The 21,345-nt window shown below is 54.4% G+C and carries 18 protein-coding genes and 2 tRNA genes; 9 read left to right on the top strand and 11 right to left on the bottom strand.

The window, feature by feature from the left end; translation table 11 throughout:
- Both ACI43T_RS09670 and ACI43T_RS09665 read left to right on the top strand, forming a co-directional pair.
- Window positions 1-366: a hypothetical protein gene (locus tag ACI43T_RS09670; RefSeq protein WP_377079633.1), complete on the top strand. Its 366-nt coding sequence runs from the start codon at window positions 1-3 to the stop codon at window positions 364-366.
- A 76-nt stretch (window positions 367-442) separates the two neighbouring features.
- On the top strand, window positions 443-1,417 hold the full coding sequence (locus ACI43T_RS09665) for a class 1 fructose-bisphosphatase (protein WP_039850518.1): 975 nt from the start codon (window positions 443-445) through the stop codon (window positions 1,415-1,417).
- A gap of 87 nt (window positions 1,418-1,504) precedes the next feature.
- Here the strand turns inward: ACI43T_RS09665 and ACI43T_RS09660 are convergent, their stop codons facing one another.
- The 8 genes from ACI43T_RS09660 to ACI43T_RS09625 form a co-directional block, all read right to left on the bottom strand.
- Complete coding sequence (locus ACI43T_RS09660; RefSeq protein ID WP_377079632.1) at window positions 1,505-2,272, bottom strand: amino acid ABC transporter ATP-binding protein; 768 nt, start codon at window positions 2,270-2,272, stop codon at window positions 1,505-1,507.
- 9 nt (window positions 2,273-2,281) lie between these two features.
- The gene (locus tag ACI43T_RS09655; protein ID WP_377079631.1) at window positions 2,282-2,998 is read right to left on the bottom strand and encodes an amino acid ABC transporter permease; all 717 of its coding nucleotides are present in this window, start codon (window positions 2,996-2,998) and stop codon (window positions 2,282-2,284) included.
- Window positions 2,988-3,812 (bottom strand): amino acid ABC transporter substrate-binding protein, encoded by an 825-nt coding sequence (locus ACI43T_RS09650; RefSeq protein ID WP_009173727.1) that lies wholly within the window; start codon window positions 3,810-3,812, stop codon window positions 2,988-2,990. The genes ACI43T_RS09655 and ACI43T_RS09650 overlap by 11 nt, the downstream gene beginning before the upstream one ends.
- A 150-nt stretch (window positions 3,813-3,962) precedes the next feature.
- Window positions 3,963-4,544, bottom strand: coding sequence for a LemA family protein (locus tag ACI43T_RS09645; RefSeq protein WP_308024505.1), 582 nt, complete (start codon window positions 4,542-4,544; stop codon window positions 3,963-3,965).
- Between the two features lie 207 nt (window positions 4,545-4,751).
- Entirely contained in the window at window positions 4,752-5,588 is an 837-nt protein-coding gene (gene panC, locus ACI43T_RS09640; protein ID WP_314107767.1) for a pantoate--beta-alanine ligase, read from the bottom strand.
- 30 nt (window positions 5,589-5,618) lie between these two features.
- A complete protein-coding gene (gene panB / locus ACI43T_RS09635) occupies window positions 5,619-6,410 on the bottom strand; it encodes a 3-methyl-2-oxobutanoate hydroxymethyltransferase (protein ID WP_377079630.1) in 792 nt (263 codons plus the stop codon).
- 136 nt (window positions 6,411-6,546) lie between these two features.
- Window positions 6,547-6,622 (bottom strand) — tRNA-Thr (locus tag ACI43T_RS09630).
- A gap of 29 nt (window positions 6,623-6,651) precedes the next feature.
- Window positions 6,652-6,727, bottom strand: a tRNA-Thr gene (locus ACI43T_RS09625).
- 215 nt (window positions 6,728-6,942) lie between these two features.
- Between ACI43T_RS09625 and ACI43T_RS09620 the strand changes: the two genes are divergently transcribed.
- Complete coding sequence (locus ACI43T_RS09620) at window positions 6,943-7,734, top strand: polyamine aminopropyltransferase (RefSeq protein WP_405386751.1); 792 nt, start codon at window positions 6,943-6,945, stop codon at window positions 7,732-7,734.
- Window positions 7,735-7,849: 115 nt separating this feature from the next.
- Entirely contained in the window at window positions 7,850-8,488 is a 639-nt protein-coding gene (locus tag ACI43T_RS09615; RefSeq protein WP_405386749.1) for an alpha/beta hydrolase, read from the top strand.
- Between the two features lie 85 nt (window positions 8,489-8,573).
- Here ACI43T_RS09615 and ACI43T_RS09610 read toward each other — a convergent pair whose 3' ends face one another.
- Window positions 8,574-10,226, bottom strand: a complete 1,653-nt coding sequence (locus ACI43T_RS09610) for a Pycsar system effector family protein (RefSeq protein ID WP_377079640.1) — start codon at window positions 10,224-10,226, stop codon at window positions 8,574-8,576.
- A gap of 286 nt (window positions 10,227-10,512) precedes the next feature.
- A complete protein-coding gene (gene aroD, locus ACI43T_RS09605) occupies window positions 10,513-11,265 on the bottom strand; it encodes a type I 3-dehydroquinate dehydratase (RefSeq protein ID WP_405386747.1) in 753 nt (250 codons plus the stop codon).
- A gap of 89 nt (window positions 11,266-11,354) precedes the next feature.
- Here aroD and ACI43T_RS09600 point away from each other — a divergent pair, with 89 nt between their 5' ends.
- The 5 genes from ACI43T_RS09600 (at window position 11,355) to tpx (ending at window position 18,547) form a co-directional block, all read left to right on the top strand.
- Complete coding sequence (locus ACI43T_RS09600) at window positions 11,355-12,047, top strand: VIT1/CCC1 transporter family protein (protein WP_405386745.1); 693 nt, start codon at window positions 11,355-11,357, stop codon at window positions 12,045-12,047.
- A 199-nt stretch (window positions 12,048-12,246) separates the two neighbouring features.
- Window positions 12,247-16,344, top strand: coding sequence for a transcription-repair coupling factor (gene mfd / locus ACI43T_RS09595; protein ID WP_405386743.1), 4,098 nt, complete (start codon window positions 12,247-12,249; stop codon window positions 16,342-16,344).
- Between the two features lie 334 nt (window positions 16,345-16,678).
- Window positions 16,679-17,422 (top strand): abortive infection family protein, encoded by a 744-nt coding sequence (locus ACI43T_RS09590; protein WP_405386741.1) that lies wholly within the window; start codon window positions 16,679-16,681, stop codon window positions 17,420-17,422.
- Window positions 17,423-17,882: 460 nt separating this feature from the next.
- Window positions 17,883-18,065, top strand: a complete 183-nt coding sequence (locus tag ACI43T_RS09585; protein ID WP_377079623.1) for a hypothetical protein — start codon at window positions 17,883-17,885, stop codon at window positions 18,063-18,065.
- Window positions 18,053-18,547, top strand: coding sequence for a thiol peroxidase (gene tpx / locus ACI43T_RS09580; RefSeq protein ID WP_009173739.1), 495 nt, complete (start codon window positions 18,053-18,055; stop codon window positions 18,545-18,547). The genes ACI43T_RS09585 and tpx overlap by 13 nt, the downstream gene beginning before the upstream one ends.
- Window positions 18,548-18,620: 73 nt before the next feature.
- On the opposite strand, the gene ACI43T_RS09575 is transcribed toward tpx, so the two are convergent.
- A complete protein-coding gene (locus ACI43T_RS09575) occupies window positions 18,621-21,308 on the bottom strand; it encodes a M16 family metallopeptidase (protein WP_377079621.1) in 2,688 nt (895 codons plus the stop codon).
- Between the last annotated feature and the right edge of the window lie 37 nt (window positions 21,309-21,345).

Raw genomic sequence — 21,345 nt, 5'->3', positions numbered from 1 at the left:
ATGAACAAAACCATCCTTTCACTTACCCTATCCACCACCATTTTCCTGCTCTGCAGTTGCGGCGACAAAGAACAGGCGCAAACAGCCGGTTCTTTCAAACAGCACATCCGTTCCACCTTTATCGAAACCGCTGCTGAAAAATGCGTTGAAAACGCCCCTCAGCAAAACGGCTTGCCGAAAGATAAAATACGGCAAGTCTGCGCCTGTACCGCAGATAAGCTGGCAGATTCCGTATCCGCCGAAGATTTACCCGATATTTTGGCTGGCAATATCAACCCCGAACTGGCCGACAAAATCTCAACAGCGACGCTCGCCTGCCTGAAAGAAACCCGCCGTACCGCCATGCAGGCTCCGACAACAAAATGATGACAGGCCGTCTGAAAAATCTTATGATAGTTTCAGACGGCCTTTATATCATGACAAACAAGGAAATCAATTCAAAATGAACACATTGGCAAACTTCCTTCCGCAACATCTGCAGCAAAACGCCCTGCCTGCCGAACTTGGCAGCGTCTTGGAATCCATCATCGCCGCTTGCGTTCAGATTAACGGAAAAATCCGTTTGGGCGCATTGTCCGGCGTGCTGGGTATGGCGGGAACAGGCAACATACAGGGCGAAGACCAAAAGAAACTGGACGTAATTGCAAACGAGATTCTGATTGAAACCCTGAAACAGAACCCGAATGTTGCAGGATTGGCCAGCGAAGAAGAAGATACTTTCGTCTCAACCGATGAAAACGGCGGCTATTTGGTATTATTCGACCCGCTCGACGGTTCGTCCAACATTGATGTCAATATTTCCGTCGGCACCATCTTTTCCATCCTAAACAAACCGGCAGGCCGTCTGAATACCGAATCCTTCCTACAAAAAGGCAATAGCCAAGTGGGTAGCGGCTATGTCCTGTACGGTCCGCAAACCCAGCTCGTTTTTACCCTGAAACACGGCGTATTTATATTTACCCTGAACGAACACGGTGAATTTGTATTGACCCAAGAAAACCCGCAGGTCCCCGCATCAACCCAAGAATTCGCCATCAATATGTCCAACCAACGCCACTGGTTCCCGCCGATGCAGCGATACATTGCCGAACTTCTGGAAGGCAACACCGGCGTGCGCGGTAAAAACTACAATATGCGCTGGGTAGCCAGTATGGTGGCGGAAATCCACCGCATCCTAATGCGCGGCGGCGTATTTATATATCCGCAAGACAAACGCGATCCTGCCAAACCCGGCAAACTACGCCTGATGTACGAAGCCAATCCCATGAGCCTGATTTTGAAACAGGCCGGCGGAGCATCCAGCAATGCACTAGAAACCATGCTCGATATCCAACCTATCGGCCTGCATCAGCGCGTCGCCGTAGTAATGGGCAGCCGCGAAGAAGTGGAATACATTGATAAACTGCATCTGGGTTAACCGTATTGATTGCATTTCATCTAAAAAGGCCGTCTGAAATAATTTTCAGACGGCCTTTGGTTTGTTTCAAAACAAAAATAACAAAATTTAAATCTGATAATCTCCGCAATCATTGCGGATTTGTTGCAGAAATTTCCGCGTCCGTTCGTGTTTGGGGTGGTCGAACAACTCTTTCGGACTGCCCTGCTCTACGATGACGCCGCCGTCCATGACGACGACGGTAGTAGCGACTTCCAGCGCAAACTTGATTTCGTGGGTCACGACGACCATTGTCCAGCCTTCCTGCGCTAATTCTTTCATGGCGTTCAATACGTCTTGCACCAATTCAGGATCCAGCGCGGAAGTGGGTTCGTCAAACAACATCAGCTCGGGCTGAATCGCCAGTGCGCGGGCGATGCCGACGCGCTGTTGCTGACCGCCGGAAAGCTGGTAGGGATAAAGGTCAACCTTATCGCCCAAGCCGACTTTTTCCAGCAATTTCAAAGCTTCTTCGCGCGCTTGGGCGGCAGGCTTGCCTTGTACGGCAACCGGACCTTCCATCACGTTTTCCAACGCGGTTTTGTGCGGGAAGAGGTTGTATTGCTGGAACACCATGCCGGATTTGCGGCGCAGAGCCAAGATGTCATGTTTCGATGGTTTTTTGGAAAAATCAATTTTCAGTGGTCGCTCGTTGTCGAACTCGATTTGTCCGTCTTCAGGCATTTCCAGCGCATTTAAGCAGCGCAGAAACGTCGTTTTACCCGAGCCGGAAGGTCCGAGGATGACGACCACCTGCCCTTTGCCCACATCCAAATCGATGCCGCGCAAAATGGTGTTTTCGCCGAAGGTTTTGCGGATATTGCGGATTTTAATCATGGCTTCCCCTTATTTGGCGACATAGCGGTCGAAGCGTTTTTCCAGGCGCGCCTGAATCAGGAACAGCACTTTGCAGAAACACCAGTAAACCAAAGCGGCTTCGATATAGACGGGCAGGAAGTCGTAGGTACGGTTTGCCGTTTCCTGCGCGACGCGGAACAATTCCGTTACCGTCACCACCGCCGCAAGCGAGGTGTTTTTGAACAAGCCGATAAACTCGTTGCTCAAAGGCGGCACGGCGACGCGGAATGCCTGCGGCGCGACGATGCGGCGGAAAGTCTGCATATAGGTCATGCCGATGGAGAAACCCGCCTCCCACTGCCCTTTAGGCACGGACAAAATCGCCGCGCGTATGGTTTCGGAAGCGTATGCGCCGACATTGAGCGAGAAGCCGATGATGGCCGCGGGAATCGGATCGATGAAAATACCGACGGACGGCAGCCCGTAAAACACAATCACAAGCTGCACCAACAGAGGCGTCCCCCTGATGATGGAAATATAAGTTTCCACCAGTTTCAGCAGGGTTTTCCGCACGATGCCGCCCGAAGGCATAATCCGCACCAAAGCCACGGCGATGGCAATCACCATCCCGATCAGGAACGACGCCACCGCCAGCGGCAGCGAGACCATAAAACCGGCTTTGACCATAGGCAAAAACGCGCTGACAATCATATCGGCGCGTGTTTCCGTCATAAACGGCAGCGAAGCAAGAAAATTATTTAACACTGATGTCTTTTCCGAAGAATTGTTCGCCCAGTTTTTTCAGCGTGCCGTCGGCTTTCAGCTCGTTGATTGCCGTGCTGAATTTCGCCACGACTTCGTCATTGCCTTTATTGACAATCAAGCCGGAACCGACTTTTTCATCGGCAGGCGCAGACCAAACGATTTTCACGCCGGCATTCGGGTTTTTCTTCAGATAGTCCAAAACCGCCAACTCATCGTTCAACGTCGCATCGGCGCGTTTTTGTTCAATCAGGGTCAGCGATTGTGCTAAACCGTCCACCGGTACGAGTTCCGCACCCGCGGCTTTGGCTTTTTCGCCGTAGTTGCTGGTCAGAGACTGCGCGGTTTTAACGCCTTTGATGTCGTCAATGGATTTGATGTTGCTGTCGTTACGCGCAACCAAAACCGCACCGCTCCAGCTGTAAGGTTCGGATTTGTCGAATGTCGCTTGGCGTTCGGGGCTGGTCAAACCGACTTGGTTTGCCACCACGTCGAAACGTCCCGCTTTCAAACCCGCCATCATCGAATCCCATTGCGTTTCTTTAAATTCAACTTTTACGCCCAGTTTGTCCGCTACGGCGCGGGTAACTTCCACATCGTAACCGGTCAGCTTGCCGTCTTTGTCGTGGTAGGTAAACGGTGCGTAAGTGCCTTCGGTACCGACGGTAATCGTACCTTTATTGTTGATACGCTCGATTAAAGAACCGGAAGCACTGGCAGATTGAGCGGGAGCAGAAGAAGACGCGCTGCCGCCCTCTCCGCCGCAGGCCGCCAAAACCAACGCGGTCATACCGCCGAGTACGAATTTTTTCAACATAATCAGTCCCTATGTTTTTTGCAAAGCGGCCATTTTACGTTAAGTTTTTTTGAAAGACAAAGAATGCTTGGTTCTATGCTTTATTCCAAATCAGAGGCCGTCTGAAAAAGATTTTCAGACGGCCTTTCAATCGAATATACGGGGGTTGATTTACATTTTCAGATATCTGCTCATTTGCGCTGCGTTACTGTCTTCAAATTTCAAGACACCCGCATCGGCATGATGTCCCAGCAATCCGGCGAACAAACCCAGAGGAAATTTAGCCCGCAGGCGGTTATAGCCCGCTGCAGATTGGTTGTAAGACTGTCTGACGGCCACCGTCGCGGTTTCCGCCGCATCCATATTTTCCGATTTTGCCGTCAGATAAACGTCGGTCTTTGATTCGGGATAAGTATCGAAAACACGCTGAAGCTGTTGCAGCATATCGGTCAAGTCGGACTCCGCCTTGTCCAAATCGGCCACGGTTGCATCCTGCGGAGAAGATGCGGCATCCAATAAGGCCTCGGCGCGGCTGCATGTGGCGGCCAAATCGTTATTGAGTTTGTCCAGGCCCAACATGTAAAGCTGCGACGCATCAATCATATGCCTGACCGACTGGTGCCGCAGCCGCAAGGCCGCCTTCATCGCTGAAAATGTTTCCGCACAATGTTTCCTGCTCAACGTCAGTTTTTCGCGGAACATCATCAACCCCGCAGCCGATATGGAAATGAATAAGAGAATTAAGAGCCCCATCCTGATTTGTCTTTCTAAGTAAGCAGTATTCTGCCTTTATATTTAATTATGGATAAAATTATTTGGTCATTCGATTTAAGTGTTGCGGGATTATAACCTAATTTAACCATTATGCCCACTTATCATAAAGGCCGTCTGAAACGCTGTTGTTTCTTTGCAGAAACGGCGTTTCAGACGGCCTGCGGCATCGTTTCCCGTTAGGCGGTGTTAGCGCAGCGAAACTTCCACATTGTCAATCAGGCGGGTGCCGCCCAAGCGTGCGGCGGCCAGCACGACCAAATCCTTATCGCCTGCATGAGCAACGGCAAGGCTTTCCGCATGACGGATTTCGACATAATCAACCGTCCAACCCGCCGCCGTCAGGTTGCGTACCGCCGTCTGTTCCAGCTCGGCATAGGCCAGATTGCCGCCGCGCAGGGCTTCGGCGATTTTATTCAGTTCGCGGAAAAGGCGCGGCGCCTCGGCACGCTCGTTTTCATTTAAATATTGGTTACGGCTGGAAAGTGCGAGGCCGTCTGAAGCGCGGCCGGTATCGACCGGAACGATTTCGACATTGAAATTCAGGTCTTCGGCGAAACCCTTGATGATGGCAAGTTGCTGATAGTCTTTTTTGCCGAAGCAGGCCGCATCGGGTTGCACGATGTTGAACAGTTTGGTTACGACGGTCGCCACACCGCGGAAGTGTCCTGGACGGAACCGGCCGCACAATTCGTTTTGCAGGTTCGGCGGTTCGACGTTGTAACGCTGCTCGACATTCGGATACAGCTCTTTTTCATCAGGAGCGAACACAACTGCCACGCCCTCGCCTTCCAGCTTGGCGGCATCTTGTCCGAGGGTGCGCGGATATTTGTCGAAATCCTCGCCCTGACCGAATTGAAGGCGGTTGACGAAAATGCTGACAACCACGTTATCCGCGCGCTTCTTCGCTTCGCGCACCAAGGCCAGATGCCCTTCGTGCAGGTTGCCCATGGTCGGCACGAACGCCACGCGGCCGGCCGTTTTGCGCCATTCGCGCAACTCTTTGACTGTATGGATGATTTGCATTGTTTTGTCCTTTTGCTTTTTCAGACGGCCTTATTCTTCAAATATATGTTCCGCCGCGGGAAACGTTTTGGCTTTGACTTCGGCGACATAAGCCCCGACCGCTTCCTGAATGCTGCTCCGTCCGGTCATAAAGTTTTTCACGAATTTGGCGGTTTTACCGGGGAACACGCCCAGCATATCGTGCATGACCAGCACCTGACCGTCGCAGTCCGCACCGGCGCCGATGCCGATGGTCGGGCAACTCACTGCTTCCGTTACCTGTTTGGCCAGCGCCGCGGGAACACACTCCATCAAAACGATTGCCGCCCCCGCCGCATCGTGTGCCTCGGCATCGTGCAACAGGGCTTCCGCTTTGTCGCCGCGCCCCTGCACCTTGTAGCCGCCGAATGCAAACACCGACTGCGGCGTCAGGCCGATGTGGGCGCAAACCGGGATGCCGCGCATTTGCAGAAATTCGGTGGTTTCCGCCATCCAAACGCCGCCTTCGAGTTTGACCATGTGCGCACCCGCCGCCATCAGTTCGGCGGAAGCGGCAAACGCCTGCTCTTTGCTTTGCTGATAAGCTCCGAACGGCAGGTCGGCGACAATCATCGCGTTTTCCGTACCGCGCGCGACGTTTTCGGTGTGGTAACACATATCGCGCAGGCTGACGGGCAGCGTGGATTTGCGTCCCTGCACGGTCATTCCCAACGAATCGCCCACCAGCAGCACGTCTACGCCGGCCTTGTCCATCAACGCGGCAAAGCTGGATTCATAGGCGGTCAGCATGGCGATTTTTTCTCCCTCCGCCTTCATTTTGCGCAGTGTATTTACTGTAATCATCGTGTTCCGTTTCCGCCTTTCAGACGGCCTCTCAGGTTTAAACGCGCATATTATAAGGCCCTTGCCGGTTCCGTGTGTAAAAATACGCCGCTAAAGCAAAACAGCCCAATCCGTTAAGACTGGGCTGTTTTTATTTTGGTGCCGGCACCAAGAGTCGAACTCGGGACCCTCTGATTACAAGTCAGACGCTCTACCAACTGAGCTATACCGGCCGTTTGCGCCGAAACGCAAAGCATTTAACTGGTGCCGGCACCAAGAGTCGAACTCGGGACCCTCTGATTACAAGTCAGACGCTCTACCAACTGAGCTATACCGGCATAAGAAGGCGGTATTATGCCGACAATTCTCCTTATTGGCAAGTATGCGGCGGGCAAAGGCTTCCGGCGCACGGAAAAATCTTTGATTTTTAATACAATTAAGTTCACAGGTAATTATTTCAGAAGGATAAATCCGGTTTGCCGCCCGAAAGGCCGTCTGAAAACAAAACGGATTCTGTTAAAATAACCGCCCCGCCAACCGAACCGACGATACGATGCCACGACACCCCTACCGCCGCCTGCGCCCCGCCAAGTCCGATCTGCCCGAAGTCGGCATTTCCGAAGAAGGTAACATCCGCTCGCTGCATTTGGGCAGCGACACCATCCAAAGCTCGATGAACCTCGACCATCCCGCCGAACTGGTTTTATCGTACAGCCGCGCGATGATGGGCTGGCTTCTGTTTGCGGAAGAAACGCCGAAACACATCACCCAAATCGGCTTGGGCGGCGGCTCGTTCGCACGCTGGATAGACAGCTACCTGCCCGACACCAAACAAACCGCCGTGGACATCAACCCGCAGGTCATCGCCGTTGCCCGCAGCCTGTTCGAGTTACCGTTTGAAGGGGAAAACTTCGAAATCGTCGAAGCGGACGGCGCGGAATACATCAAAGTGTTCCGCCACAATACCGACGCGGTGCTGGTGGACGGCTTCGACGGCGAACAAATCATCGACGCGCTGGTGGAAGAACCCTTCTTCCAAGACTGCCGCCACGCCCTCTCGCCCGACGGCGTGTTCGTCACCAACTGGTGGAGCGGCGACAAACGCTACCAACATTTCGTCGAACGCCTGCTCAACGTCTTCGAAGGCCGCGTGCTGGAACTGCCCGCCGAAAGCCACGGCAATATGGCGGTAATGGCATTTCAGAGCAGCCCGAAAGAGCAAAACCTCGACAAGCTGAAAAAGCGCGCGGAAAAATTAAGCGGACAATACGGTTTGGATTTCAAACGGATGCTGGTGGACTTAAAGGCAAACAATCCCAACAACGGCAAACATTTTTACCTGTAAAACGCAAAAACAGAGACTTTAGAGACTATTTTCAAACAAAGGCCGTCTGAAAACGGCAAACACCCTCTTTTCAGACGGCCTTTTCCTGCACATCAAGAAGCAACAAGGAACCATCATGCTCAAACCAGACATCATTCAAGTTCCCGGCCCCGCCGGTTTGCTTGAAACCATCTACTTGCCTGCCCAACAAAGCCCCGCACGCGGTGTAGCAGTCATCAACCATCCCAACCCGCTGCAAGGCGGCACGAACACCAACAAAGTTATTCAAACCGCTGCCAAAGCCTTATGCCAGCTCGGTTTTCACTGTTATCTGCCGAACCTGCGCGGCGTGGGCAACAGCGGAGGCGTGCACGACTACGGACGCGGCGAAACGCAGGACTGCATCGCCGTCATCGACTACGTTCGTTCGCAACATCCCGACGCGCCGCAATTTGCGCTTGCTGGTTTTTCCTTCGGCGGCTACGTCGCTACGTTTGCCGCCCAAGAGCGCACGCCCGATTGGCTGCTGCTGATGGGTGCGGCAGTACACCACTATACCGACCGACCCGAACCGTCCGCCGTTCCCGATGTTGCCAAAACGCTGGTGATACACGGCGCAGAAGACGAAGTCGTCGCGCTGGACAAAGTCCTGGCATGGGCCGGACCGCAGGATTTGCCCGTCGTGGTTTTGGCCGGTTCGTCGCATTTCTTCCACGGCAAACTGATTGCCCTGCGCAACACGATATTGCGGTTTGCACCGGCAATATCGGGCTGAATACCGCCCCCGCCTGCATAAATTAAAAAAGGCCGTCTGAAAACATACCACTCTGTTTTCAGACGGCCTTTTACGACATACAAACTTAATCCTTACCGAGCTGACTGTAGTCCACCAACATATATTTGGCGGTGATTTTCTGCGAAGCGTTGCCTTCGTCGCCCATCAGAATCATCTGCGGCTTGCCGTTGACGGTAATCGAATCGACGGCTTCGACGTTGGTGATGTGTTGCAGATTGGGCAGGGAGATTTTTTGCGGCTCGTCGGTCGGGTTGCCGCTCCAAGTCCACAGTTGCGAGAATTTCTGCCCGTTTTCGTCCTTCACTTCGTTGGCGATAACGTAATTTTTCAACACGGGATCGTAATTGAGCGAACGGATGCCGCCGCCGTCGATGTCGAGGATGGCCACTTCGTCAAATTCGGGTTGGACGTTGCGTTCGAATACGTCTTTCGGGTTGCTGATAAACGCCACTAAGGCCATATTGTTGAATTCGGGATCGCGGAAGCCCAAAACGAGGCGTTTCTTCACGGGATCGAACGCCATGCCTTCGATATTGATTTCTTCAAAGGAAACTTCGGCCTTGGTGCGTTCGCGGATGAGGTCGTGCAGCTTGTGGTCGGTTTCCAAAACCTGCGTCAGATTGTCGTAGCTGGTCAGTCCCAACACATTACCGTCTTGGATTTTAAAGCGCATCAGGTGTTCGCGGTCGGGCGAACGGTTGCCTTTACGGGTGCGCGAGTGCGAAGTGAGCGCGTAGATAAAGCCTTCATCGTCGCGTGCCAAGGCCTCCAAGTCGCTCAGGCGGCGTTTGAAGCCGGTAATCACGCGCGTATCCAACGCTTCGTCTTCTATAAACCTGCCTGTTTTATCGATGCTGATAATGCTGAACGCGTGGTTCGGTTCGTCTTCGGCAATCAGCAGTTTGCCGTCGGGAAGCTGCTGCACGGCGGAAGGCTCGTACACGCCGTTGAACATATTAATCCCCAAGGCGCGCAGTTCGGCCGTATTGCTGGCGGGCGAAGTCAAAAGCGAAGGCAAGGTTTTCACGCCGATAAACGCCGCCAGCGAAGCCAAAAGACCCCAGCGGAACACGGCGTAAGATAAGTTGATGTATTTAAACTGCTTGTCTGCCAGCAGTCCCAGCCAATAAAGATGGTCGCTCATTTTGTGGTACACCTGTTTGCGGTCGCCCATAATCTCCTGCATCATTTCCCAATACCGTTCTTTCTGAACCTTCACGCGGTCTTCGTAAATCAGGATATTGGGCTGGCTGCCGCCGAAAAAGCGCGTTTCTGCACGACTGACGCGGGTTTTCCAATCTTTCAGCGTCGCGCGGCGGCAGACAAAATCCTTCAGCCAAGCACGCGCCGCCTGCATTTTGCCGATACGATCCGGTGAAGCGGACAGCAGCGCGAACACGATGGACGCGGCGGCGGTAATCATAAACGTACTCGCCGGAATCAGAAATTCGGGCGACGATGAAAAAATAAATGCGCCCGAAATCATCAGCGCAGACACGATAAAACCGTTGAGCGAAATCATAATGTTCGCCTTGGTTGCCGCCAGCGCGAGCAGCTCCATCTCCGAGCGCACGGCGTTGCGGAACATGGTTTCCACGCCTTTTGCCGTGCCGATGACTTCTTCCTGCACTGCCTCTGCGCTCCGGCCTTTATCCTTGTTTTTCTTCTTGCCTTTTTTGCGTTTGGCTTTTTTTTCAGACGGCATGTCGGAAAACATTTCCGCCGCCTCTTCCGCCTCTGTGGCTCCTTCCGCTTCGGTTTCTGTTTCTGCTTCGGTTTCCGGCCCGAACGCGTAATCTTCGGTTTCCTGCGCAACCGCCGGTTCTTCAACCGGCCTGTTATCCTGATTTTCCATATCCCAGCTCCGTATTATTTATACGTTTTAGTCGATTATTAGACAAATGAGGCGGCCGCCTCATTTTAGTTCCCTTGCTTTCAATAATTTACACCAAGCGAACACACGGATACACTTGCAGGAAAACGTCCTGCCGGTATTCAAACCATTATCCGTTTAAAACATCCAGAATATTCCTCAGTTCGCCAACATTTATCTGGCCGGGGGCGGACGCTTTTTCCGCTGCGGCAAAAGTCATCGCCGAACCGAACATTCCCCCCGCGATGCGACTGACCGCACCGAATCTGCCCATAGAAACGGCAACAAGCGGTACGGAGGCCGTCTGAAAAACCGAATATGCCGCGTCAAGCAGCGTCAGCACGTCCTGCGGCGATTGCGGCATGACGGCGATTTTGCATATGTCCGCACCCAGTGCTTCCATTTTTTTCAGACGGCCTGCAATCACGTCTTTCGGCGGCGTGCGCTCGAAATCATGATTACACAGCAAAACCGCCGCACCCGCCGCCTTGACCTGGGCCGCTGCTTCGCCGACCGGCCCGTCTCCCGCCAGCAGCTCGATGTCGATGATGTCCGCCAGCCCCGATTCCGCCACACGCCGCAGCAGCGCGAAATAATAATCGTCGCCGCACGGACACGAACCGCCTTCCGCCGCGCGGCGGAAAGTAAACAAGAGCGGCGTGTCCGGCAGCGCTTCGCGCACTTTTTCCAACTGCGCCAGCACAAAATCCGCCTCGTCCGCCCGTTTCAGAAAATCCGCGCGAAACTCGGCCAAATCGAAATCCAGAGTGCGCAGTTGCGCCGCCGCCCGCATCAGGCCGTCTGAATCCTCCGCCACCAGCGGCACGGCGATTTTCGTCCGCCCCGCGCCCAACACCATGTTTTTAACCGTTACCGTCTTCATCGTCGTCTCCAAAAACCCGATACGGTGCTACTATAACGCAAAACAGCGGCGCAGATGCCGCAGAACAATAACGCCACCGGAACACTGCCATGTATTCACAACACAGCGAACGCCATTTCAGCAACCGCAACAACTGGCTGCGCGCGAGCGTATTGGGCGCGAACGACGGCCTGATTTCCACCGCCTCGCTGCTGACCGGCGTCGCGGCTGCCGCCCCCGATTTCCAAACCCTGCTGCTGACGGGCGTTTCCGCCCTTATCGGCGGCGCGGTTTCGATGGCGGCGGGGGAATATGTTTCCGTATCCAGCCAATCGGACACGGAAAAAGCCGATTTGCACAAAGAACGCTACGAGTTGGAAGCCAATCCCGATGCCGAACTGGCAGAACTGACCGAAATTTACCGCCGCCGCGGTCTGTCCGACGCGCTTGCCGCCGAAGTCGCACAGGCATTGATGGAACATGACGCGCTCTCCGCCCATGCCCGCGACGAAATCGGCATCACCGAAACCTCCGCCGCCAAGCCCATGCAGGCCGCGCTTGCCTCCGCCGGTTCGTTCTGCGCCGGCGCCATACTGCCGCTGCTGGTCGCGCTGACCTCCCCCGCCGCCCTTATCCCTACGCTGGCGGCAACTACTTTATGCGGGCTGGCCGCGCTGGGTTACGCTTCTGCCAAACTCGGTGGTGCCCCCGTCATACCCGCCGTCTTGCGCGTGTGCCTGTGGGGCGTAGCGGCGTTGGCTGTTACCGGCTTTATCGGCAAACTGGCGGGGGTAGCGGTTTGAACGGGGCCGTCTGAAAACTTTTGGTAAAACCCGCTACGCTCGTTTTCAGACGACCCTCTGGCACACAAAGGTCGTCTGAAAACCAACCAAACCATCCTATCCCTTACACCCGCTTTTAATCTGCTAAAATCCCGCTTTTACAACCCATCACGGCAGCCCGAAAAATTTTCCGGCTGCCGCAAGCCATTGTCCCTACACCATGACCTACCCTATCCCCAAACCCCGTGAAAAATCCCGTTGGCTCAATCTTTCGCAAGGCTCGCTGCCGCTGGCTTTGGCGCGTTATCTGCCGCATAAGCGGCTCAAAGTCGTGCTGACCCAAGATGCGGAACAGGCGTTGCGCCTTCAGACGGCATGGCGGTTTTTCCGTCCGCACGACACGGCGGTGTTCCTGCCGGACTGGGAAACGCTGCCTTATGAACGTTTTTCGCCGCATCAGGATTTGGTGTCGGAGCGGCTCTCGGCGTTGTGGCAGATTAAGAGCGGCGCGGCGGACGTGTTGTTCGTGCCGGTTGCCACGGCGATGCAGAAGCTGCCGCCCGTGCCGTTTTTGGCGGGGCGCACGTTTTGGCTGAAAACGGGGCAGACTTTGGATATAGGCCGTCTGAAAACCGATTTGGTGGATGCGGGCTACAACCATGTTTCCCATGTTGTCGCTGCAGGCGAGTTTGCCGTGCGCGGCGGTATTGTCGATTTGTTCCCGATGGGCAGCGAGATGCCTTACCGCATCGATTTGTTCGACGATGAAATCGACAGCATCAAAACCTTTGACACGGACACGCAGCGCACCATCTCCCCCGTTTCCGAAATCCGCCTGCTGCCGGCGCACGAGTTCCCCACCGACAGCGAGGCGCAAAAAATCTTCCGCAGCCGCTTCCGCGAGGAAATCGATGGCAATCCGAACGATGCCGCCGTGTACAAAGCCGTCAGCAACGGCCACTTCGGCGCGGGCGTGGAATATTATCTGCCGCTGTTTTTTGAAAACGAGTTGGAAACGCTGTTTGACTATATCGGCGAAGATGCGCTGTTTGTCTCTTTGGGCGACGTTCACGCCGAGGCAAACCGCTTTTGGAGCGACGTCAAATCGCGTTACGCCATGGCGCAGGGCGACGAAACCTATCCGCCTTTGCTTCCACAGCATTTGTATCTCTCTGCCGATGTATTCGCAGGTCGTCTGAAAAACTACGGACAAGTGCTGCCCGATGTTTCCGGCAAGGAACACACCCTGCCCGACCTTGCCGTCAACCGCCAATCCGACGAGCCGTTGCAGGCATTGAAGGATTTTCAGACGACCTTTAAAGGACGGATTTTGCTGTGCGCCGAAAGCTTGGGACGGCGCGAAACCATGCTCGGCTTCTTGCAGCAAAACGGTTTGAAAGCCAAACCTGTGTCCGACTGGCAGGGCTTTTTATCGGCGCACGAGCCGCTGATGATTACGGTTGCGCCGTTGGCATACGGGTTCAAACTGGGCGGGCTGCAACCCCCGAACCAACAGCAACCCACTCCCGCCTCTGAGGGAGAAGGCAAAGCGGTTACCGACCAAACCGAATTTTCCGCAACCGCAACAAACCCTCTCCCTAGCCCTCTCCCGCAGGAGAGGGAACAAAGTGCAGCCGCCATTTCAGACGACCTAAAAACCGAAAGTAGCCTGCACCCCGTCGAAAATAGTCTGCACGAGCAAATCCGACAGCAACCTGCCCCCTCCCCCGTGGGGGAAGGTTGGGGAGAGGGCAAAGCGGTTGCCGACCAAACCGAATTTTCCGCATCCGCAACAAACCCTCTCCCTAACCCTCTCCCACAGGAGAAGGAACAGAATGCAGCAGCCATTTCAGACGACCTGAAAACCGAAAGCAGCCTGCACCCCGTCGAAAATAGTCTGCACGGGCAAATCCAACAGCAACCTACCCCCTCCCCTGTGGGGGAGGGTTGGGGAGAGGGCAAAGCGATTGCCAACCAAACCGAATTTCCCGCAGCCGTAATAAACCCTCTCCCTAGCCCTCTCTCGCAGGAGAGGGAACAGAATGCAGCAGCCGTTTCAGACGACCTGAAAACTAAAAGCAGCCTGCACCCCATCGAAAGTAGCCTGCACGGGCAAATCCAACAGCAACCTACCCCCTCCCTCGTGGGGGAGGGTTGGGGAGAGGGCAAAGCGGTTGCTGCTCAAGGTGCCATCGCCGTCATCACCGAATCCGAGCTCTACCAATACGTCGCCCGTTCGCGCGTCCACAATCGCCGCAAGAAACACGCCGCCGTTTCAGACGGCCTGTTGCGCGACCTTGCCGAAATCAACATCGGCGACCCCGTTGTGCACGAAGAACACGGCATCGGGCGGTATATGGGCTTGGTAACGATGGACTTGGGCGGCGAAACCAACGAAATGATGTTGCTCGAATACGCGGGCGAAGCACAGCTTTATGTGCCTGTTTCGCAACTGCATTTAATCAGTCGCTACTCCGGCCAGGCGTATGAAAACGTTGCCCTGCACAAGCTCGGCAGCGGCGCGTGGAACAAGGCGAAACGCAAAGCCGCCGAAAAAGCGCGCGACACCGCCGCCGAGTTGCTCAATCTCTACGCCCAACGCGCCGCCCAATCGGGACACAAGTTTGAAATCAACGAGTTGGACTATCAGGCGTTTGCCGACGGCTTCGGCTACGAAGAAACCGAAGACCAGGCCGCCGCCATCGCCGCTGTGATTAAAGATTTGACGCAGGCGAAGCCGATGGACCGCCTTGTGTGCGGCGATGTCGGTTTCGGCAAAACCGAAGTCGCCCTGCGCGCCGCGTTTGTGGCGGTGATGGGTGGCAAACAGGTCGCCGTACTCGCCCCGACCACGCTTCTGGTGGAGCAGCACGCGCAAAATTTCGCCGACCGCTTCGCCGATTTCCCCGTAAAAGTCGCCAGCCTTTCGCGTTTCAACAACAGCAAAGCCACCAAAGCCGCGCTGGAAGGCATGGCGGACGGTACGGTCGATATCGTTATCGGCACGCACAAACTGGTGCAGGACGACATCAAATTCAAAAATTTAGGTTTAGTGATTATCGATGAAGAACACCGCTTCGGCGTGCGCCAAAAAGAGCAGCTCAAACGTCTGCGCGCCAATGTCGACATCCTCACCATGACCGCCACGCCGATTCCGCGCACCCTCAGCATGGCGCTCGAAGGCCTGCGCGACTTCTCGCTGATTACCACCGCACCCAGCCGCCGTCTCGCCGTCAAAACCTTTGTCAAACCGTTCAGCGAAGGCAGCGTGCGCGAAGCCGTGTTGCGCGAACTCAAACGCGGCGGGCAGGTATTTTTCCTGCACAATGAAGTGGATACCATCGAAAACATGCGCGAGCGGCTGGAAACCCTGTTGCCCGAAGCCCGCATCGGCGTAGCGCACGGACAACTGCGCGAGCGCGAGTTGGAACAAGTGATGCGCGACTTTTTGCAGCAAAGATTCAACGTATTGCTCTGTTCCACCATCATCGAAACCGGCATCGACATCCCCAACGCCAACACCATCATCATCAACCGCGCCGACAAATTCGGACTGGCGCAACTGCACCAACTTCGCGGACGTGTCGGCCGCAGCCACCACCAAGCCTACGCCTACCTGCTCACGCCCGAATACATCACCAAAGACGCAGAAAAACGCCTCGACGCCATCGCGGCGGCAGACGAACTCGGCGCAGGTTTCACCCTCGCCATGCAGGATTTGGAAATCCGCGGCGCAGGCGAAATCCTCGGCGAAGGGCAGTCCGGCGAAATGATACAGGTCGGCTTCACGCTCTACACCGAAATGCTCAAACAAGCCGTGCGCGACCTCAAAAAAGGCCGCCAGCCCGACCTCGACGCGCCGCTGGGCATTACCACCGAAATCAAACTGCACAGCCCCGCCCTGCTGCCCGAAAGCTACTGCCCCGACATCCACGAACGGCTCGTCCTCTACAAACGCCTCGCCGTCTGCGAAACCGTGCAGCAAATCAACGCCATACACGAAGAACTCGTCGACCGCTTCGGTCTGCCCGAACAACCCGTCAAAACCCTCATCGAAAGCCACCACCTGCGGCTCGCCGCAAAAAAATTGGGCATAGACGCCATCGACGCGACCGGCGAAGCCGTTACCGTTACCTTCGGCAAACACCACCAAATCGACCCGACAGAAATCATCCTGCTGATTCAGACAGATAAAAAATACCGACTGGCAGGAGCGGATAAGTTGAAGTTTACGGCTCAGATGGAGGATGTGGAGACGCGGATTAAGATGGTGAAAAGTGTGTTGAAGACTTTGAAAGAAAGAGTGATAGCAAAGTAGAGACTGATGAAGAAAAGGCCGTCTGAAACGGTTTTCACGGCTTTCAGACGACCTTTTAAACTATAAGGCGTATTTAAAAATCTGTTAGGTTTCCAACCCAACCTACGCCCACTTAAAAAACTTTTCATGTAGTACCCAAAAGCTTTATGATGCTGATTGCAACGGATAGGCGTACAAAATACCGTTGCGTTTAGATCAATATCTAACATTGTTCCTAAACTTGAAAAATTAAAAATTTGTGGGAATTTTCGACACAATCTACGCTTGCTATTTGCAAAACAAATACTTTTAATTTGACCTATGCCATCTACATTAAAAGGATAAATTTAATAAAATGAAAGAGTTGTTTATTCAGGCAGAAACCTTACAAAATCTTTTAATTTCTCAAGCTACTGGGGGTAAAGAAAATAACGCAGAATTTACACGCCTAAGACAGTTTATTCTTTCAAATGCTGCTTTTGACACATATATTCCAAAATTCATCAAAACATGTAGAAGTCTTGAGCAATTTTGGCAATTTATTAAATACGAATTTCCTAGTTATGCTGAACGTCGAAATTATATATGGAACGAATTTCATCCATTGTTAGACATATTAGAGCGAGGAGGCCCTGTTCCTTCAGATGAATTTGTTAGCAAAGGTGTAAAGAAAATAAATGCGGCACATGTACAAGCAGCATGGTTAAAGTCCCTAGATAGGAGATCAAGCGACCCAGAAGGCGCAATTACATCAGCACGAACACTTATAGAGACAGTTTGTAAGCATATTCTTGATGATATGGGAGTTAAATATGACGATACAGTAGATTTACCCAAATTATATAAAAAAACTGCCGATATTCTAAATCTAGCCCCATCACAACATACGGCAGAGGTTTTTAAGCAAATTCTCGGTGGTTGTACAGCAATAATTGAAGGACTAGGTACGCTTCGAAATCGTTTAAGTGATGCACATGGGAAAGGCAAAATGGGGGTAAAACCTGCTCCACGTCATGCTGAGTTAGCTGTAAATTTATCAGGAGCGTTAGCAAGCTATCTTTTAGCAACTTGGGAAGCTCGCAAAGAAACCTCTACTTAATAACAAGCGTAGTCTGTATCAGCAAGCGTAGGTTGGGTTGGCAAACCCAACAAAAACCTGAAATGTTGGGTCACGACCCAATCTACATCTGCCATAGCGTCCTTAAACACCGTCATTCCCGCGCAGGCGGGAATCCAGAAAATCTATGGGCTGCTGCAATTTTTCAGAGATTCCCGAAACCCAAAAGTCCGGATTCCTGCCTGTACGGAAATAGCAAGGCGAAGTTGCTTCGGTTTATCCGCAGATTTGCTGAAGCGTTGAAGGTCCGGACTCCCGTTTTCACGGGAATGACGGGGTTGTGATGTAGCTGTAATTCCTGAAAGGCCGTCTGAAACCTGCAAACCCGTCATTCCCGTTTAGCAAACGCAGCTTATATTCAAGGGTGGGCGCAGAACGCACGCACGCGTTTCTTGGTTATCCACTTTCCCCTTTCTGACTGCCTGAAAAAAGTAAACTCAGATTGGCTCAAGACCCAACATCGTTCTTAAACTTGAAAAGCCTGTCGGGTTTCCAACCCAACCTGCATTTGCCGCCCGAAGCACTTTCAGACGGCCTGCTTGGCAAAGCTGTCAAAACGCTCTATCCTCGACCCTGTTTCTACACCCGCCAACACAAAGAAAGGATTTCCTCATGGCCCAAGTAACCTTCCAAAATAACCCCGTCCACACTTCCGGCAATCTGCCCGCAGCCGGACAAACCGCGCCTGCGTTTACCCTTGCCGCTGCGGATTTGTCCGACAAAACCCTTGCGGACTTCGCAGGCAAACGCAAAGTCTTGAATATCTTTCCAAGTGTGGATACCGGCGTATGCGCCCAATCCGTCCGCACTTTCAACAAACGCGCGTCCTCATTGGATAATGCGGTCGTGTTGTGCATTTCTGCCGACCTGCCGTTTGCCCAGGCCCGTTTCTGCGGTGCGGAAGGTTTGGACAAGGTCGTTACTTTATCGTCTTTCCGCAGCAGCTTCGCCGCCGACTACGGCGTCGCCCTGACCGACAGCCCCCTGCGCGGCCTGACTGCGCGCGCGGTTTTGGTTTTGGACGAAAACGACAAAGTGCTGCATTCGGAATTGGTCGCCGAAATCACCAACGAGCCGGATTACGATGCGGCATTGGCTGTTTTGTAATTCTTAAACAGTTTGTTTTTTTATAAGAAAAGGCCATCTGAAAATGTTTCAGACGGCCTTTTGATTCAATCGGTCAATGTTTCGGCACGACCGTCAATACTTTTTCATTGTCTTCGGACCACATCATTTTCGCCGTTTCCCTCAGGTTGTTGCGGGTAATGGAATCGGCAATCCGACCGGCATCGTTCGGATAGGGGAGGACGCCCTCTGCCTGACGGTCGGCGGAAAGGCGTTCTATCCATGCCTCGGCGGAACGGCGGCGGGCGTTTTCCTGTTCGATGAAGAGTTTCCTCAGATTACGCGCTTCGGCATAACCTATGCCGTCGGGCAGCTCGCGCAACACTTTTTTAGCGGCCTGCCAGCCTGCCTGTGCTTGGTCTGCGGCGGTGTTGAAAGTCAGACTGCTTTCTATCCGCCGCAGCCCGGGATAGGTCTCGGCTTTGAATTTGACGGCGTATGCGCTTTGCTGCCTGCCGCGCAATTCGTCTTTCAGGCGGGCATTGAAGAGGTTGTTCAGCAGCCTGATTTGTTCGGTTTTTTCAGGTGTCAGCGTATCGGCCTGCCGCCACGATTGCGCGTGGATTTCCGCTCCTTCGGTTTCTCCTGCGGCTTCGTGTCTGCTTTCGCTTCCCGCCCGCAGCGGATAGTCGCTTGCGGCTGCGGCGGAGCGCGGGATTCCGGCCAGATATTTTGCTACCAGTGGCGCGGCTTCTTCCGGCGGCAGGTTGCCGACAATGTAGTACTGCACGGGCGCGGCGGTCAGTTTCTGCCATTCCTGTTTTATACGTGCTTGGGTCAGGCCGGCATAGGCATTGTTTTCAGACGGGATCAGGCTGCGGCCGTATTTCATTTCCTCCAAAACCTGCTGCGGCCTGCCCGATTTGGAATGCTGCCGCACTTTAAACCGTGCTTCGTCCCGCTTGGCGTATTGCTGCCATTGGGACAAATCGGGAGCGGTCTGGTAGCTGCGGTACAGTTGCAGCAGGGTTTTCAGGCTATCGGCATTGGCCTGTGCGTCGGTAATCTGGCGGTAGTCTTCCAAACGGTAGGTATAGCTGATGCGCTCTTGCTGCCGCCACTGCCTGAACCCTCCCGCGCTCATGCCCTGCGGGGCGGACTGGGACACGGTTTCCGCCGCCAGTTTCGCCAGCCATGCTTCGGACGGCTCTGCCAGCGAGCCGCTGTCCGATACGGCGCGGAAATGGACGCGGCGGCCTGCTTCGGGCAAACGCATCAACACCGCGGTATCGCCGTTGCCCAGTTTGAGATAGCGGATGTCCAACTGCCTGCCGGTTCGCTCCGTCAGGATTTTTCCACGCTCCGGTTCGGCAAATTCGGGCGCGGCCCTGCTGCCGGACTGTGTTTCAGACGGCCTCTCAGGCGTTTTGTTCAAATCGGCGGGAGACGGCAGGTTGACCGTGCTGCCTTGGGAAACCTGTACCTGTATCATTTTGTCGGGCGCGTCGAGCCATTCGGTTATGCGCCGGTTGACGGCCTTGGCGTTAATCCGGTAAAGCTGGCTGCGGTCGGCGGCACGGATTTCGGCGTCGGGCAGCGGCAGCCCCCGCAGGATGGTCTCTTCGGAAAGGCGGATGACCTTCGTCAGGTCGTCGGGAATGCCGGCGTTTTGCGGCAGCAGATTGTTGTGCAACGCTTTGCGGTAGCCGCCCAGTTCTTCGTCGGTGGCGGGATGGTCAAGGATGTCCTGCCTGAGGTTGCGCAATACTTCCAGCATTTCGCGATGCTGGCCGGGGGCGATGTCGGCATCGAGCATCAGCGAACCGGTGCAGCAGCCGAGCGTATCCATTTTCAGGCCGACATCGAGTCCAGAGCGGATGATGCGGCTGTTGACGACATAGGCGGCGAAATTGTCCAGCAGCCGCTGATAAGACTGTTCGGCATAGGCTTCGGCTTTTTGTTTTTTGAAACGGAACACCAGCGAAAGTCTGTCTTCGGCATTGTCTGCGTCCTGCACCATGCCGACATGCCAGCCGTTTTTCAACCGCGGTTGGTATTCGTCCGCACTCCGCACGCCCAGCGCAATCGGCCGCATGTCGCCGAACGTCCGTTCTATCAGCGCGGCCGTGCCGTCGATATTCAGATTGCCCATCAGCACCAAAACGGCGTTGTTGCTGCCGTACCATTTGTTGTGGAACGCGTCGGCGGTATCCGCTCGGGCGCTCTGCACCGCCTCCAGCCTGCCTATCGGCGGATAGCGTCCCTGCCGCGCTCCTTCGTACATTAAAGCGTGCTGCCTGCGGCTCAGGCGGTTTTGCAGGTTTTGCTGCTGGCGCCATTCGCTGAGGACGACCTGCCTTTCCTTCTCCCAATCGGCGGCGGAAAACTGCTGCGGTTGCAGGATTTGGCGGTAGATTTTCAACACCTCTTCGAGCTGCCTGCTCCCTTGCGGCGGCGAAAACAGATAGCGTGTGTAATCGTAGCCGGTCTGGGCATTGAAATGCCGGCCCATCTGCCAGCCGTTGCGGCCGAGGTAATCCGACAATCCCTGCGGATACTGCGGCGAGGATTGGAATACCATGTGCTCGGTAATGTGCGCGATGCCTTCTTCCCCGTCGTTTTCATCGGCTGCACCCACGCCCACGTTCAGCCGCGCGGCCAGCCGCCCTTCCGCCGACGGGATTTTGAAAATATGGTAGGTCAGGCCGTTGGCCAGCCTGCCTTTGGCGTAAACGGGCTGTCCGGCGTACGCGGCGGATGCGGTGCCCGCGCCGATAAAGAAGATGAGGAGGAGTTTTTTCATTTCGAAATGAGGCCGTCTGAAAACGAAACGGTTGCTG

Origin of the sequence: Neisseria oralis, assembly GCF_045062685.1 — a bacterium.
GTDB classification, from domain to species: domain Bacteria; phylum Pseudomonadota; class Gammaproteobacteria; order Burkholderiales; family Neisseriaceae; genus Neisseria; species Neisseria oralis.
The sequence above is the reverse complement of the archived record's forward strand: the minus strand, read 5'-3'. Positions and strand labels throughout refer to the sequence as shown.

Excerpts from the sequence above, each read along its gene's own strand:
- ACI43T_RS09610 (WP_377079640.1), bottom strand. The coding sequence starts at position 10,226 with ATGTTTTCCGACATGCCGTCTGAAAAAAAAGCCAAACGCAAAAAAGGC.
- ACI43T_RS09620 (WP_405386751.1), top strand. The coding sequence starts at position 6,943 with ATGCCACGACACCCCTACCGCCGCCTGCGCCCCGCCAAGTCCGATCTG.
- ACI43T_RS09670 (WP_377079633.1), top strand. The coding sequence starts at position 1 with ATGAACAAAACCATCCTTTCACTTACCCTATCCACCACCATTTTCCTG.
- ACI43T_RS09645 (WP_308024505.1), bottom strand. The coding sequence starts at position 4,544 with ATGGGGCTCTTAATTCTCTTATTCATTTCCATATCGGCTGCGGGGTTG.
- ACI43T_RS09615 (WP_405386749.1), top strand. The coding sequence starts at position 7,850 with ATGCTCAAACCAGACATCATTCAAGTTCCCGGCCCCGCCGGTTTGCTT.
- ACI43T_RS09665 (WP_039850518.1), top strand. The coding sequence starts at position 443 with ATGAACACATTGGCAAACTTCCTTCCGCAACATCTGCAGCAAAACGCC.
- ACI43T_RS09650 (WP_009173727.1), bottom strand. The coding sequence starts at position 3,812 with ATGTTGAAAAAATTCGTACTCGGCGGTATGACCGCGTTGGTTTTGGCG.
- ACI43T_RS09590 (WP_405386741.1), top strand. The coding sequence starts at position 16,679 with ATGAAAGAGTTGTTTATTCAGGCAGAAACCTTACAAAATCTTTTAATT.
- panB (WP_377079630.1), bottom strand. The coding sequence starts at position 6,410 with ATGATTACAGTAAATACACTGCGCAAAATGAAGGCGGAGGGAGAAAAA.
- ACI43T_RS09600 (WP_405386745.1), top strand. The coding sequence starts at position 11,355 with ATGTATTCACAACACAGCGAACGCCATTTCAGCAACCGCAACAACTGG.
- aroD (WP_405386747.1), bottom strand. The coding sequence starts at position 11,265 with ATGAAGACGGTAACGGTTAAAAACATGGTGTTGGGCGCGGGGCGGACG.
- ACI43T_RS09575 (WP_377079621.1), bottom strand. The coding sequence starts at position 21,308 with ATGAAAAAACTCCTCCTCATCTTCTTTATCGGCGCGGGCACCGCATCC.
- ACI43T_RS09660 (WP_377079632.1), bottom strand. The coding sequence starts at position 2,272 with ATGATTAAAATCCGCAATATCCGCAAAACCTTCGGCGAAAACACCATT.
- mfd (WP_405386743.1), top strand. The coding sequence starts at position 12,247 with ATGACCTACCCTATCCCCAAACCCCGTGAAAAATCCCGTTGGCTCAAT.
- tpx (WP_009173739.1), top strand. The coding sequence starts at position 18,053 with ATGGCCCAAGTAACCTTCCAAAATAACCCCGTCCACACTTCCGGCAAT.
- panC (WP_314107767.1), bottom strand. The coding sequence starts at position 5,588 with ATGCAAATCATCCATACAGTCAAAGAGTTGCGCGAATGGCGCAAAACG.